Origin of the sequence: Streptomyces sp. 2131.1 (genome assembly GCF_900105515.1) — a bacterium.
GTDB classification, from domain to species: domain Bacteria; phylum Actinomycetota; class Actinomycetes; order Streptomycetales; family Streptomycetaceae; genus Streptomyces; species Streptomyces drozdowiczii.
In genome coordinates this window covers 5,402,402-5,416,615 of the sequence record NZ_FNSY01000001.1, presented here as the reverse complement: position 1 = coordinate 5,416,615, position 14,214 = coordinate 5,402,402, and the positions used below count along the sequence as shown (strand labels likewise).

Genomic DNA, 14,214 nt, shown 5'->3' with positions numbered 1-14,214 from the left:
GCCGAGAACCCGTATCGCCTCTGCAGAAGCCGGACAGCCCGGGAAGCGCCCTTTCCGTGACCGGGAGGCGCCTCGTGAACCGAGGGGACATGCAACAGATGCGAGCGCGGCCTGCTAGGTCTGAGGAGCGCAGGCTCGCAGCGCAACTTGTAGCATACGGGGGCAGCAGGGCACGGTCAATGCGCGAAGGCGGACACCACCGGCGAAACACCCCATGTCCGGCACAACTCGGGTCCACCGGGGCCGGATCGGCTCCGGGAACGTCCGGACACACGGGTCCCGCAGTTCACAGGCCCCCTTGGTACGTACCTCGTACTACGGGGTGAAGGCAAACTACAACGACGGACACGATGAGCCAAGAGATGTACGGCGCCGAACCCGAGGCGACACGCCGCAGCGCCGGAACCACCGAGAGCAGCCGGGCCAACCGTGGCTGGTGGGACCGCAATGCCGACGAGTACCAGAGCGACCACGGCGCCTTCCTCGGCGACGACCGCTTCGTCTGGGGTCCGGAGGGGCTGGACGAGGCCGAGGCCGGGCTGCTGGGCCCCGCCGCCGCGCTGAAGGGGCTCGACGTCCTGGAGATCGGCGCCGGCGCGGCGCAGTGCTCGCGCTGGCTGGCCGCCCGGGGCGCCCGCCCCGTCGCCCTGGACCTCTCCCACCGCCAGCTCCAGCACGCCCTGCGCATCGGCGCCGACGTCCCGCTCGTCGAGGCCGACGCCGGGCGGCTGCCGTTCCGCGACGCCTCCTTCGACCTGGCCTGCTCCGCCTACGGCGCGGTGCCCTTCGTCGCCGACCCGGTCCAGGTCTTCCGCGAGGTCCGCCGGGTGCTGCGCCCGGGCGGCCGCTGGGTCTTCTCCGTGACGCACCCCCTGCGCTGGGCGTTCCCCGACGAGCCGGGGCCCGAGGGCCTGTCGGTCGCCGCCTCCTACTTCGACCGCACGCCCTACGTCGAGCAGGACGAGCGCGGCGACGCGGTGTACGTGGAGCACCACCGCACGCTGGGCGACCGGGTGCGGGACGTGATCGCGGGCGGCTTCCGGCTGGTGGACCTGGTGGAGCCTGAGTGGCCCGCCTGGAACGACCAGGAGTGGGGCGGCTGGTCCCCGCTGCGCGGCAACCTGATCCCGGGCACCGCGATCTTCGTCTGCGTACGGGACTGAGCCGGCGGCCGGTGCCCTGCGCGCGGCCGGGCCGTACGAGACTGGGGGCGTGATCCGCACCGACGCCCTCGACCGGCTGCCCGTCCGCACCGCCGTGCCCGCCCTGCGGCGGGCGCTCGACGACCGGGGGGTCGCGGTGCTGTGCGCACCCCCCGGCACCGGCAAGACCACCCTCGTTCCGCTCGTGCTGGCCGGGCTGACCGGCGAGGGCCCGGTGCGTCGGGTCGTCGTCGCCGAGCCCCGCCGGATCGCCGCCCGCGCGGCCGCCCGGCGCATGGCCTGGCTGCTGGGCGAGAAGGCCGGCGGGCGCGTCGGGTTCACCGTGCGCGGCGAGCGGGTCGTGGGCCCGGACACCGTGGTCGAGGTCGTCACCACCGGCGTGCTGCTCCAGCGGCTCCAGCGCGACCAGGAGCTGGCCGGGGTGGACGCGGTGATCATCGACGAGTGCCACGAGCGTCACCTCGACGCGGACACGGTGGCCGCGTTCCTGCTGGACGTACGCGAGGCGATCCGCCCCGATCTGCGGCTGGTGGCGGCGTCCGCGACGACGGATGCGGAGGGCTGGGCGCGGCTGCTGGGCGACGCCCCGGTGGTCGAGGCCGAGGGGGTGTCGCACCCGGTGGAGGTGGTGTGGGCCCCGCCGCCCGTACCGGTGCGGCCGCCGCACGGGATGAGGGTCGATCCGGCGCTGCTGGGCCATGTCGCCGCCATGGTGCGGCGGGCGCTCGCGGAGCGGGACGGCGACGTGCTGTGCTTCCTGCCCGGGGTCGGCGAGATCGGCCGTGTGGCGGGGCAGTTGGCGGGGGTCGGAGCCGAGGTGCTCCAGGTGCACGGGCGGGCTCCGGCGGCGGTGCAGGACGCGGTGCTGGCCGGTTCGTCCGAAGGGCGGCGGGTAGTCCTGGCGACCTCGGTGGCCGAGTCGTCGCTGACGGTCCCCGGGGTCCGTACGGTCGTCGACTCCGGGCTCGCCCGTGAGCCGCGCACCGATCACGCGCGGGGGCTGAGCGCCCTGACGACCGTACGGGCCTCGCAGGCGGCGGGCCGCCAGCGCGCCGGCCGGGCGGGGCGCGAGGCGCCGGGGACGGTCTACCGCTGCTGGGACCAGGCGGAGGACGGCCGGCTCGCCCGCTTCCCGTCGCCGGAGATCCGGGTGGCCGACCTGTCGGCGTTCGCCCTCCAGGCGGCCTGCTGGGGCGATCCGGGCGCCTCGGGGCTCGCACTGCTGGACGCGCCGCCGGAGGGGGCGATGGCCGCCGCCCGCGAGGTACTCGCCGCGGTCGGCGCGGTCGGTCCGGACGGCCGGGTCACCGAGCGGGGCGTGCGGATGTCCCGCCTCGGGCTGCACCCGCGGCTGGCCAGGGCGCTGCTGGACGGGGCGGCCGAGATCGGCGGGCGCCGGGCAGCCGAGGTGGTGGCGCTGCTGAGCGAGGAACCGCCCCGCGCGTACGGGGACGATCTGGCGGCCGCTCTGCGCACCGCGCGCCGGGGCCAGGACGCCTACGCGGCCCGCTGGCGCCAGGAGGTGCGGCGCCTGTCGTCCGCGCTGAAGGGCGACGGCGGCGGCCGGCCCCTGGCGGAGGACGCGGCGGTGGGCCTGGTCGCGGCGCTGGCCTTCCCGGAGCGGGTGGCGCGGGCGCGGGGCGGCGGGGCGTTCCTCATGGTGTCCGGCACGGGAGCGGAGCCGGGCGAGGGCTCCGGGCTGCGCGGTGCTTCCTGGCTGGCGGTCGCGGTCGCGGACCGCCCGGCCCACGCGGCGTCCGCGCGGGTGCGGCTCGCCGCCGTCATCGACGAGGACACCGCGCGCCTGGCGGCCGGGCCGCTGCGGTTCGCGGGCGAGGAGGTCCGCTGGGACGGCCGGGACGTGGTGGCCCGCCGGGTGGAGCGGCTGGGCGCGGTCGAACTGGCGGCGCGCCCGCTGAAGCAGCCGGATCCCGGGCTGGTCCGTGAGGCCCTGATGGAGGGGTTGCGGCGGGAGGGGTCGGGGCTGCTGCGCTGGAGCCGGGACGCGGGGCAGCTGCGGGAGCGGCTGGCCTTCCTGCACCGGGTACTGGGTGAGCCCTGGCCGGACGTGTCGGACGGGGCGCTGCTCGCCGATCCCGGCAGCTGGTTGGAGCCGGAGCTGTCGCGGGCGCGGCGGCGGGCGGACCTGGCCGCGATCGACGCGGGGCAGGCGCTGCGCCGGCTGCTGCCGTGGGCGACGGGTGAGGCGGTGCGGCTGGACGAGCTGGCGCCGGAGCGGATCCAGGTGCCGAGCGGTTCCCGTATCCGGGTGGAGTACGGCGGGGAGCAGCCGGTCCTCGCGGTGAAGCTCCAGGAGCTGTTCGGGCTCCTGGCGACCCCGGAGGTGGCGGGCGTGCCGGTCCTCGTGCATCTGCTGTCCCCCGCCGGCCGGCCGGCCGCGGTGACGGCGGACCTGGCGTCGTTCTGGCGCGAGGGCTACAAGGCGGTGCGGTCGGAGCTGCGCGGCCGCTATCCGAAGCACCCGTGGCCCGAGGACCCGACGACGGTGGAGGCGACCCGGTTCACCAAGGCGCGGCTGAAGCGGGGCTGAGCACGCGACAGCCCCCGCGCCGGGGACCGGCGGAGGGGCTGTCGGCGTGGTGTCAGGAGGCGGCGGGGTCCGGGCGCTCCTCGACGGTCAGCTCGATGACGAGGGTGGCGCCGCCCTCGGCGGTGAGGCGGAGCTTGTACGTACCGGCGGGGCCGTCGGCGTAGAACTTCGGGAGCTTGAGGCTGCCGTCGGGCTCGGTGGTGAGCACGATGCTGCGGACGGGGTTGCCGTCGTCGTCCGTGCAGTACGGGCCCTTGTCGTTCTCGGCCGGCTCGTCGCCGTCGGTGATCATGGTGGCGGTGACGGCGACCTTGGCGGCGGCCTCGCCCTTGTAGGTGGCGGCGACCGTGATGTCGTCGAACGTCTGGCCGGCGACGGCGGTCAGCTCGGTGGTGCCGGTCCGGGTGAGGGCGTCGGCCTGGCGGGCGGTGACGGTCGCCTTGAAGCTCGTGGCGACCGAGGTGCCGTCGACTGTCGCCCGCACGGTGAACTCGCCGGTCTTCTCGCCCGCGTGGAGGAGCGGGGCGGAGGCCGTGCCGTCGGCGGCGGTCTTCACCGTGACGGACTTGGCGCCGCCGCCGAACCTCGTGTCGGTGTCCCCGGTGACGGTGAAGGTCACCGACGCCTTGGCGACCGGGTCGCCGTCGGCGTCGCCCGCCCGCACCTTGATGTCCCCGTCGAACGTGCCGCCGGCCGTGGCGGTCAGCGTGCCGGTGCCGGTGTTCTTCAGCTCGGTCACGGACTCCGACGGGCTGGGCTCGGGTGTCGGGGTCGTCGTCGGGGGCTTGCCGGGGTCGCCCGGCTTGGACGGCTCGGGGCTCGGCTTCGAGGGGTTCGTGGGCTTCGTGGAACCGCCCGGCTTCGGGGTCCCGCCCGGCTTCGGGGTCTTCGACGGCGAGGGCGTCGGGGACGGCGTCGCCGACGGGCCGCCGCTGGGACGGGCGGAGCCCGGGTTGCGGCTGGTGGGGCCGGTCGGCAGGACGCCGGTGCCGTCGGGGACCTCGTGCGTGCCGCGGTTGTAGTACGTGAACCAGGAGCGGACCGTACGCAGATACACGTCGGAGTGGTTGTAGCTGAGGACCGCCCGGTCCAGGTCGGTGGCGGTCGACAGGTCGCGGGAGCCGGCGCAGAGGTAGTGTCCGGCGGCCAGCGCGGCGTCGTACACGTTGTTGGGGTCCTTGCGGCCGTCGCCGTTGCCGTCCTGGCCCCAGACCGCCCAGGTCGACGGGATGAACTGCATCGGGCCGACCGCCCGGTCGTGCGTCCGGTCGCCGTCGTAGACGCCGTTGTCGGTGTCCTTGATCAGGGCGAAGCCGTTGCCGTCGAGGGCGGGGCCGAGGATCGGGGAGAGCGTGGTGCCCTGCGCGTCGACCCGGCCGCCGCGGGCCTGCCCGGACTCGACCTTGCCGATCGCGGCGAGCAGCTGCCACGGCAGCCGGCAGGCCGCGTCCGTGCCCGCGACGGTCCGCTCGGCCTTCTTGTACGCCGCCAGGACGGAGGCGGGAATCCCGGACTCGGCGGGGCCGGTCACCGGGAGCTCGGCCGAACTGCCGGGCTTGTCCGGCGTGTTCAGCGGGGGCAGGTCCGTGTAGTACGGCGAGTCGCCGGAGACACCGCCACCGCCGCCGCCCTGTTCGGCGGGGGTCGCCGCACCGGTGGACGCGTGCTCGCCGTCCGCCGCGACCAGCGGGGACCCCGGGGCCTGCGAGGCGGAGAGTGCCGCCACGGCGGCGGCCGCCACGGCGGTGGTGGCCGCTCCTCTGTACAGTCGGCGACCGAATTGCGCTGCCATGACGTGTGGGCCCTCCCCCTCGTCGCTGTCGGCGCTCCCCTGCGCCTGGACTCAGGCGACCCTACGGCAACTCTTCCGGCCCGCACACAGCGGTTGGGCCGGTTCTTACCGCTTTCTCACCTTCCTGAACACAAGTTGTCCACGCGCGGACATTCCCGTGACGGACCTTCCTGCCCCCTGGGCCACCCCGCGTCTGCCCCGCCGGGTCACGCATACTGCCCGCATGCCCTTCACGCTCAGCCATGCCGCCGCCGTGCTCCCGGGGATACGGCGCGACGGCGCGGGCCGCGGTCCGCTGCTCGCCTCCGCCCTGGTCGCCGGGTCGTTCGCCCCCGACCTGACGTACTACGCGGACTCGGTGGTCCCGGGTGCCATGGAGTTCGGCGAGGTCACCCACGCGGTGTGGGGCGTGTTCACCGTGGACGTCCTGATCACGGCCCTGGCGCTCGCGCTCTGGCTGCTGCTCCGCGACCCGCTGGTGGGGCTGCTGCCCCGGCGGTGGCGGGGGCGCGTGCACACCTGGCTGCGGGGCGGGCGGCCCGCAGCAGCCGCCGAGCGGTGGGCACTTCGCGCCCGAGACGTGGCGTGGTTCGCGGTGTCGGCGGTCATCGGGTCCGCCTCCCATGTCGTGTGGGACGCCTTCACGCACCACGACCGCTGGGGCGTACGGCTGGTGCCGGGGCTCGACGGCAGCGTGGGCGGGCTCCCCGTCTTCACGCTCGTCCAGTACGGCACCTCGGCCCCGGCCCTGCTGCTGCTCGCCCGGTTCACGGTGTCGGGTCTGCGGCGGACCGGGGAGCGGCCGGTCCCCGAATCCGTGCCGGTCCTGGAGCGGCGCACCCGGCGGTGGGCGCTCGCCGCGATCGGGCTGTGCGTGCTGCTGGGCGTCGCCCACCGGTGCGCCCGCTGGTACGCGTACTTCGGGCACATCGACACGCCGCTGGACATCATCCCGACGGCCTGCTTCGGCGCGGGCGCCGGACTCGCGGCCGGGCTCCTGCTGTACGCGGCGGCGGTGCGGCTGACCACCGCGGGCCGGGTCCCGGCCGGCCGGGGCCTGTCCGAAGAACCGGGCCCCGGCCGGAAGCGGTCAGTGGGCCGCTGACTCCCAGTCGCCGCCGACGCCGACCGACACGTCCAGGGGGGCGCGCAACCGCACCGCCGTGGACATCTCGTGGCGCAGGACGCTCTCGACCCGCTCGCGCTCGCCCGCGGCGATCTCCAGCACGATTTCGTCGTGCACCTGGAGCAGCATCCGCGACTTCAGCTCCGCCTCGCGCAGCGCCCGGTCCACGTGGAGCATGGCGACCTTGACGATGTCGGCGGCGGTGCCCTGGATCGGGGCGTTGAGCGCCATCCGCTCCGCGGTCTCGCGGCGCTGGCGGTTGTCGCTGTTCAGGTCCGGGAGGTAGCGGCGGCGGCCGAAGATCGTCTCCGTGTACCCGGTGGCCCTGGCCTCCTCGACCACGCGGCGCAGGTAGTCCCGGACCCCGCCGAACCGCTCGAAGTAGGTGTCCATCAGGCCGCGCGCCTCGCCCGCCTCGATGTTCAGCTGCTGCGAGAGGCCGAACGCGGAGAGCCCGTATGCCAGGCCGTAGCTCATGGCCTTGATCTTGCGGCGCATCTCCGGGTCGACCGCGGACTTGTCGACGCCGAAGACCTGCGAGGCGACCGTGGTGTGCAGGTCCTCGCCGGAGGTGAACGCCTCGATCAGGCCCGCGTCCTCGGAGAGGTGGGCCATCACGCGCAGTTCGATCTGGCTGTAGTCGGCCGTCATCAGCGTCTCGAAGCCCTCGCCGACGACGAAGCCGCGGCGGATCGCCCGGCCCTCGTCCGTGCGGACGGGGATGTTCTGCAGATTCGGGTCGGTCGACGAGAGCCGGCCGGTCGCCGCGACCGTCTGGTTGAACGTGGTGTGGATGCGGCCGTCCGCCGCGATCGACTTCACCAGGCCCTCGACCGTGACCCGCAACTTCGCCTGCTCGCGGTGGCGGAGCATGAGGACGGGCAGCTCGTGCTCCGTCTGGGCGGCCAGCCAGGCCAGCGCGTCCGCGTCCGTCGTGTAGCCGGTCTTGGTCTTCTTCGTCTTCGGCAGGCCCAGCTCGCCGAACAGGACCTCCTGGAGCTGCTTGGGCGAACCGAGGTTGAACTCCCGGCCCACCGACGCGTGCGCCTCCTTCACCGCCTGCTGGACGGCCCCGGCGAACTGCTGCTCCATACCCTCCAGATGGGCCCGGTCCGCCGCGATGCCGTGCCGCTCCAGGCGGGCCAGCAGGATCGACGTCGGCAGCTCCATGTCGTGCAGCAGCCCGGCCGCGCCGACCTCCTTCAGCCGCTCCGTGAACGCGTCACCGAGGTCCAGGATCGCGCGGGCCTGCGCCATCAGCGCGTCGGCCTCCGCCCGGTCGTCCGCGCCGAAGGCCAGCTGCCCGTCCGCCGCAGCGGCCGGCGCCAGCTCCCGGCCCAGGTACTCCACGGCCAGGGCGTCCAGCGCGAAGGACCTCCGGCCCGGCTTCACCAGGTACGCGGCGAGCGCCGTGTCCATCGTGACGCCTTCGAGGTGCCAGCCGTGCTCCGGGAAGACCCGCATCGCGCTCTTCGCGTTGTGCATGACCTTGGGCCGGGCCGGGTCCGCCACCCACGCGGAGAACGCCCGCTCGTCGGCCTCGTCCAGCTGCGCCGGGTCCAGCCAGGCGGCGGAACCGTCGGCGGCGGCCAGCGCGACCTCGGTGACCGTGCCCACCCCGAGCGACCAGGTGTCGACCGTCATGACGCCGAGCGGCTGCGCGCCGTGCTCCTCCAGCCACGGGCCGACCTCACCGGTACCGAGCACGGCACCGTCCAGCTCGATCCCGGCTGCGGGCGCGGGCGGCTCGGCCTCCGCGGCGCCCGGGTCCACCGCGAGCAGCCGCTCACGCAGGCTCGGGTTGCGGATCTCCAGTATGTCGAGGATGCCCGTGACCGCCGTACGGTCGTAGGGGGCGCGCTCAAGCTCGGCCGGGGCCTTCGGCAGCTCCACGTCCCGGACCATCTCGGTCAGCACGCGGTTCAGCTTCACCGCGTCCAGGTGGTCGCGGAGGTTCTGCCCGGCGACGCCCTTGACCTCGTCGGCCCGCGCGATCAGCTCGTCGAACGAACCGAACTGGTTGATCCACTTCGCGGCGGTCTTCTCACCGACCTTGGGGATGCTCGGAAGGTTGTCCGACGGGTCACCGCGCAGCGCCGCGAAGTCCGGATACTGCCGGGGGGTGAGGCCGTACTTCTCGACGACCTTCTCCGGCGTGAACCGGGTCAGCTCGGAAACACCCTTGGTGGGGTAGAGCACGGTCACGTTGTCCGTGATCAGCTGGAACGAATCGCGGTCGCCGGTGACGATCAGGACCTCGAAGCCGGCCTCCTCGGCCTGCGTGGCCAGCGTCGCGATGACATCGTCCGCCTCGAAGCCGTCGACCGCGAACCGGTCCGCGTGCATCGCGTCCAGCAGCTCGCCGATCAGCTCGACCTGGCCCTTGAACTCGTCGGGGGTCTTCGACCGGTTCGCCTTGTACTCCGGGAACTCCTGCGCACGCCACGTCTTGCGGGACACGTCGAACGCCACCGCGAAGTGCGTCGGCGCCTCGTCACGCAGAGTGTTCGCCAGCATCGACATGAAGCCGTACACGGCGTTCGTCGGCTGGCCCACCGCCGTCGTGAAATTCTCCGCGGGCAGGGCGAAGAACGCCCGGTACGCCAGGGAGTGCCCGTCCATGAGGAGCAGGCGCGGTCGGTTGTCTGCCGTCTTCTTCGATGCCGTCTCAGCCACACCCCGATCCTGCCACGTACCACTGACAATCCGGACCGGCCGCCGCCCGCGACGCCCGGGGCCCGTCCGGCGGATCCCCGTGGACCGGCCGTACAGGCCCTGGCCGGGCACCCGGCCCGGACCGCGTGCCAGGATCGGAGGGAGAAGGAAACACACACGGCGGACCCGCGAGAGACCTCCCGGGGCCCCGCAGCCGGCTCGAAGGGGAGCACCATGGCCAGCAAGCCGCCCGCAGGAGACCCCGTCCAGGACGCCCCCCGGGTCGGACCGGCCCAGCACTCCGCCGCCGGGCTGCCCGCCGTCGCCCACAGCCTGCGCGTCGCGAGGCAGCAGATGGGGCTGCGCCGCACCGCGCAGACCCTCCTCAAGGTCAACCAGAAGGACGGCTTCGACTGCCCCGGCTGCGCCTGGCCCGAGGGCGACAAGCGGCACACCGCCGAGTTCTGCGAGAACGGCGCGAAAGCCGTCGCCGAGGAGGCCACGCTGCGCCGGGTGACCCCGGACTTCTTCGCCGCGCACCCCGTCTCCGACCTCGCCGGGCGCAGCGGCTACTGGCTCGGCCAGCAGGGCCGTATCACCCAGCCCGTGTACCTGCCCGAGGGCGCCGACCGGTACGAGGCGGTGACCTGGGAGAGGGCCTTCGAGATCATCGCCGAGGAACTCGGCGCGCTCGCCTCCCCCGACGAGGCCGTCTTCTACACCTCGGGGCGCACCAGCAACGAGGCCGCGTTCCTCCTCCAGCTCTTCGCCCGCGAATTCGGCACCAACAACCTGCCCGACTGCTCCAACATGTGCCACGAGTCCTCGGGCTCCGCGCTCACCGAAACGATCGGCGTCGGCAAGGGCTCGGTGTCCCTGGAGGACCTCCACCACGCCGACCTGATCATCATCGCCGGGCAGAACCCGGGCACCAACCACCCCCGGATGCTCTCCGCCCTGGAGCAGGCCAAGTCCGCCGGCGCGAAGATCATCTCGGTGAACCCGCTGCCCGAGGCCGGTCTCGAACGCTTCAAGAACCCGCAGACCCCGCACGGCATGCTCAAGGGCACCGCCCTCAACGACCTGTTCCTCCAGATCCGCATCGGCGGCGACCAGGCCCTCTTCCGCCTCCTGAACAAGCTGATCCTGGAGACCGAGGGCGCCGTCGACGAGACGTTCGTCGCCGAACACACCCACGGCTACGAGGAGTTCGCCGCCGCCGCGGCCGAGGCAGACTGGGACGAGACGCTCACCGCGACCGGACTCGACCGCGCCGCCGTCGAAGAGGCCCTGGCGATGGTCCTCGCCTCACAGCGCACCGTCGTCTGCTGGGCCATGGGCCTCACCCAGCACAAGCACTCGGTACCCACCATCCGCGAGGTCGTCAACTTCCTCCTGCTGCGCGGCAACATCGGCCGCCCCGGCGCCGGCGTCTGCCCCGTGCGCGGCCACTCCAACGTCCAGGGCGACCGCACCATGGGCATCTTCGAACGCCCCGCGCCCGCCTTCCTCGACGCCCTCGACAAGGAGTTCGGGATCACCTCACCGCGCCACCACGGCTACGACGTGGTCCGCGCGATCCGCGCCCTGCGCGACGGCGACGCCAAGGTCTTCCTCGCCATGGGCGGCAACTTCGTCGCCGCCACCCCCGACACCGACGTCACCGAGGCCGCCATGCGCAACGCGCGCCTGACCGTCCACGTCTCCACCAAGCTCAACCGCTCCCACGCCGTCACCGGCGCCCGCGCCCTGATCCTGCCCACCCTCGGCCGAACCGACAAGGACGTCCAGGCGGGCGGCAAGCAGTTCGTCACCGTCGAGGACTCCATGAGCAAGGTCCACGCCTCGCGCGGCAACCTCACCCCCGCGAGCCCCCACCTGCTCTCCGAACCCGCCATCGTCGCCCGCCTCGCCCGCAGCGTCCTCGGGCCCGGATCCACCACGCCCTGGGAGGAGTTCGAGAAGGACTACGCGACCATCCGCGACCACATCTCCCGCGTCGTCCCCGGCTTCGAGAACTTCAACGCCCGCATCGCCCACCCCGGCGGCTTCACCCTCCCGCACGGCCCCCGCGACTCCCGCCGCTTCCCCACCACCACCGGCAAGGCCAACTTCACCGCCGCGCCGGTCGAGTTCCCCGAGCTGCCCGAGGGCCGGCTGCTCCTCCAGACCCTGCGCTCCCACGACCAGTACAACACCACCATCTACGGCCTCGACGACCGCTACCGGGGCATCAAGGGCGGCCGCCGCGTCGTCCTCGTACACCCCGACGACGCCACCGCGCTCGGCCTCGCCGACGGCTCCTACACCGACCTCGTCAGCGAGTGGAAGGACGGTGTCGAACGCCGCGCCCCCGGCTTCCGCGTCGTCCACTACCCCACCGCCCGGGGCTGTGCCGCCGCGTACTACCCGGAGACCAACGTGCTGGTCCCCCTCGACTCCACCGCCGACACCAGCAACACCCCCGCCTCCAAGTCCGTCGTGGTGCGCTTCGAGCCCGCGGGCTAAGCGCCCGCTCAGCCGTCTGATAAGAACGACTCGTACGAGCACCGCACAGAGACGAAAGGCGGACCCATGGGCGAGCACACCGCACCCCAGTTCCCCCAGGAGATCATCGACGAGTACGCCGCACTCGGCGTCGACCTGCCCGCCCTCTTCTCCGCCGGCCACCTCGGGGAACGCATGGGCGTCCGCATCCTCGAAGCCTCCGCCGAGCGCGTCGTCGGCACCATGCCCGTCGAGGGCAACACCCAGCCCTACGGCCTCCTGCACGGCGGCGCCTCCGCCGTCCTCGCCGAGACCCTCGGCTCCGTCGGCTCCATGCTGCACGGCGGCCCCTCCAAGGTCGCCGTCGGCGTCGACCTGAACTGCACCCATCACCGAGGGGTACGAAGCGGCCTCATCACCGGCGTCGCCACCCCCGTACACCGCGGCCGCTCCACCGCCACGTACGAGATCGTCCTCACCGACGAACACGACAAGCGGGTCTGCACCGCCCGCCTCACCTGCCTCCTGCGCGACGCCCCCGCACCCGAAGCCGCCTGACCCAGCACCACCCCCGCCACCCCTGCCCGGCCGTGACCCAGAACGGCCGGGCAGCACCATATCCGGGCACAACCACCTTGCCGATCAAGGAAATTGAACGCCACACGCCATCAACCCCCTTGACCCCGCGCCCCGTTCCATGGCCCACTCAGCTGCCACACCTCACCCGACCCACCACCACACCGCGTCGCCGCACCCCCGCCCACGTAACCCTGCGTAGTCGCCACCGGGGGCGGAACACCCCGCCGCGACACGACGAGCCCGGCCGCGCAGCCACCGGGCCCCCCGGCATGCCCCCCGGCACCCCCACGGGCCCCCCGCCGGGCGACAGCACCAAGATCACCCCAAGCCCCTTAGCAGAGCTGCGCGTTCTCACATTGCGGTCACTTCACAGTCCGGTAAAAAGCCGCACATGTCCGCCCAGCCACCTCAAGCCTTGCTCAAGGGCATAACAAGACAGTCACATCCTTGGCCGCCACCACTCCCGACCCCCACCACTGCCCTTAGAGTCACGGCCAGTCACCGCGCCGCCGGGCGCGTCTGCTGCACGGCCCTGTACCAACCCAGTACGGCCCGGCGAACGACACGGCACCTCAAGCGAGGAGGCCGCGCCAGGGAAAGGACCTTTCGTGCGACACCGTTCTTTGCTCATCCTCACCACAGTGCTCACCACCGGTGCACTGACACTCACCGCCTGCGGGTCGCGCGACGACGACAACAAGAGCGACGGCAACAGCGGCAGCTCCAACACGACCGTCGTCATCGGCGTCGACGCACCGCTCACCGGTGACCTCTCCGCCCTAGGCCTCGGCATCAAGAACTCCGCCGACCTCGCCGCCAAAACAGCGAACAAGAACAAGACGGTCCCCGGCATCACCTTCGAGGTCCAGCCGCTCGACGACCAGGCCCAGCCCTCCGTCGGCCAGCAGAACGCCACGAAGTTCATCGACAACAAGAAGGTCCTCGGCGTCGTCGGCCCGCTGAACTCCGGCGTCGCCCAGTCGATGCAGAAGCCGCTCAACGACGCCGGCCTCACCCAGGTCTCCCCCGCCAACACCGGCACCGAGCTGACCCAGGGCGACAACTGGAAGACCGGCGACAAGAAGCGCCCCTTCAAGACCTACTTCCGCACCGCCACCACGGACCAGATCCAGGGCGCCTTCGCCGCGAAGTACCTCTACAACAACGCGAAGATCAAGCAGGTCTACCTCATCGACGACCAGAAGCCCTACGGCGCCGGTCTCGCGGCCTCCTTCAAGGCCACCTTCACCGGCCTCGGCGGCAAGATCGTGGGCTCCGACCACGTCAACCCCGACGACCGCGACTTCAACGCCGTCGTCACCAAGGTCAAGAAGTCCGGCGCCAAGGCCGTCTACTACGGCGGCGAGTACCCCGCCGGCGCCCCCCTGAGCCAGCAGCTCAAGGACAGCGTCAAGATCCCCCTCATGGGCGGCGACGGCATGTACAGCGCCGACTTCATCAAGCTCAACAAGAAGGCCCAGGGCGACATCGCCACCTCCGTCGGCAAGCCCGTCGAGGAACTCGACTCCGCCAAGAAGTTCATCGCGGACTACAAGACCGCCGGCTACAAGGACGCCTACGAGGCCTACGGGGGCGGCACCTACGACGCCACCTGGGCCATCATCGAGGCCGTCAAGCTCGCCGTCGCCGACAACGACGGCAAGCTCCCCGACGACGCCCGCGCCAAGGTCCTCGACGCCATGAGCAAGGTCAAGTTCGACGGCGTCACCGGCCCCGTCTCCTTCGACCAGTACGGCGACACCACCAACACCATGATGACCGCCTACCAGGTCGACGGCGGCAAGTGGGTCTCCAAGCTCAGCGAGGCCTACAAGCCGTAACACGCTCCCCGGCCCCACCC

Annotated in this window: 8 protein-coding genes; 6 read left to right on the top strand and 2 right to left on the bottom strand. The window is 72.7% G+C overall.

The features are described 5' to 3' along the window. Nucleotides 1-350: 350 nt before the first annotated feature. Both BLW14_RS24305 and hrpB read left to right on the top strand, forming a co-directional pair. Nucleotides 351-1,163 (top strand): class I SAM-dependent methyltransferase, encoded by an 813-nt coding sequence (locus BLW14_RS24305; RefSeq protein ID WP_093709306.1) that lies wholly within the window; start codon nucleotides 351-353, stop codon nucleotides 1,161-1,163. 49 nt (nucleotides 1,164-1,212) lie between these two features. Continuing rightward, nucleotides 1,213-3,714: an ATP-dependent helicase HrpB gene (gene hrpB / locus BLW14_RS24300; RefSeq protein ID WP_093709305.1), complete on the top strand. Its 2,502-nt coding sequence runs from the start codon at nucleotides 1,213-1,215 to the stop codon at nucleotides 3,712-3,714. A 52-nt stretch (nucleotides 3,715-3,766) separates the two neighbouring features. Here the strand turns inward: hrpB and BLW14_RS24295 are convergent, their stop codons facing one another. Next, nucleotides 3,767-5,506, bottom strand: a complete 1,740-nt coding sequence (locus BLW14_RS24295) for a lytic transglycosylase domain-containing protein (protein WP_177154084.1) — start codon at nucleotides 5,504-5,506, stop codon at nucleotides 3,767-3,769. A 223-nt stretch (nucleotides 5,507-5,729) separates the two neighbouring features. Between BLW14_RS24295 and BLW14_RS24290 the strand changes: the two genes are divergently transcribed. Further along, nucleotides 5,730-6,611, top strand: coding sequence for a DUF4184 family protein (locus BLW14_RS24290; protein ID WP_093709303.1), 882 nt, complete (start codon nucleotides 5,730-5,732; stop codon nucleotides 6,609-6,611). Here BLW14_RS24290 and polA read toward each other — a convergent pair. Continuing rightward, entirely contained in the window at nucleotides 6,597-9,308 is a 2,712-nt protein-coding gene (polA, locus tag BLW14_RS24285; RefSeq protein WP_093709302.1) for a DNA polymerase I, read from the bottom strand. The two genes, BLW14_RS24290 and polA, sit on opposite strands and share 15 nt — an antisense overlap. Nucleotides 9,309-9,521: 213 nt before the next feature. Here polA and BLW14_RS24280 point away from each other — a divergent pair, with 213 nt between their 5' ends. From BLW14_RS24280 to BLW14_RS24270, 3 genes are all read left to right on the top strand, one after another. Next, entirely contained in the window at nucleotides 9,522-11,795 is a 2,274-nt protein-coding gene (locus BLW14_RS24280; RefSeq protein ID WP_093709301.1) for an FdhF/YdeP family oxidoreductase, read from the top strand. 66 nt (nucleotides 11,796-11,861) lie between these two features. Further along, a complete protein-coding gene (locus tag BLW14_RS24275; RefSeq protein WP_093709300.1) occupies nucleotides 11,862-12,332 on the top strand; it encodes a PaaI family thioesterase in 471 nt (156 codons plus the stop codon). Nucleotides 12,333-12,976: 644 nt separating this feature from the next. Then, complete coding sequence (locus BLW14_RS24270) at nucleotides 12,977-14,194, top strand: branched-chain amino acid ABC transporter substrate-binding protein (protein WP_093709299.1); 1,218 nt, start codon at nucleotides 12,977-12,979, stop codon at nucleotides 14,192-14,194. The last annotated feature ends 20 nt before the right edge of the window (nucleotides 14,195-14,214 follow it).

Coding starts and splice junctions, on each gene's coding strand:
- BLW14_RS24305 (WP_093709306.1), top strand. CDS start 351: ATGAGCCAAGAGATGTACGGCGCCGAACCCGAGGCGACACGCCGCAGC.
- BLW14_RS24295 (WP_177154084.1), bottom strand. CDS start 5,506: ATGGCAGCGCAATTCGGTCGCCGACTGTACAGAGGAGCGGCCACCACC.
- BLW14_RS24290 (WP_093709303.1), top strand. CDS start 5,730: ATGCCCTTCACGCTCAGCCATGCCGCCGCCGTGCTCCCGGGGATACGG.
- BLW14_RS24280 (WP_093709301.1), top strand. CDS start 9,522: ATGGCCAGCAAGCCGCCCGCAGGAGACCCCGTCCAGGACGCCCCCCGG.
- BLW14_RS24275 (WP_093709300.1), top strand. CDS start 11,862: ATGGGCGAGCACACCGCACCCCAGTTCCCCCAGGAGATCATCGACGAG.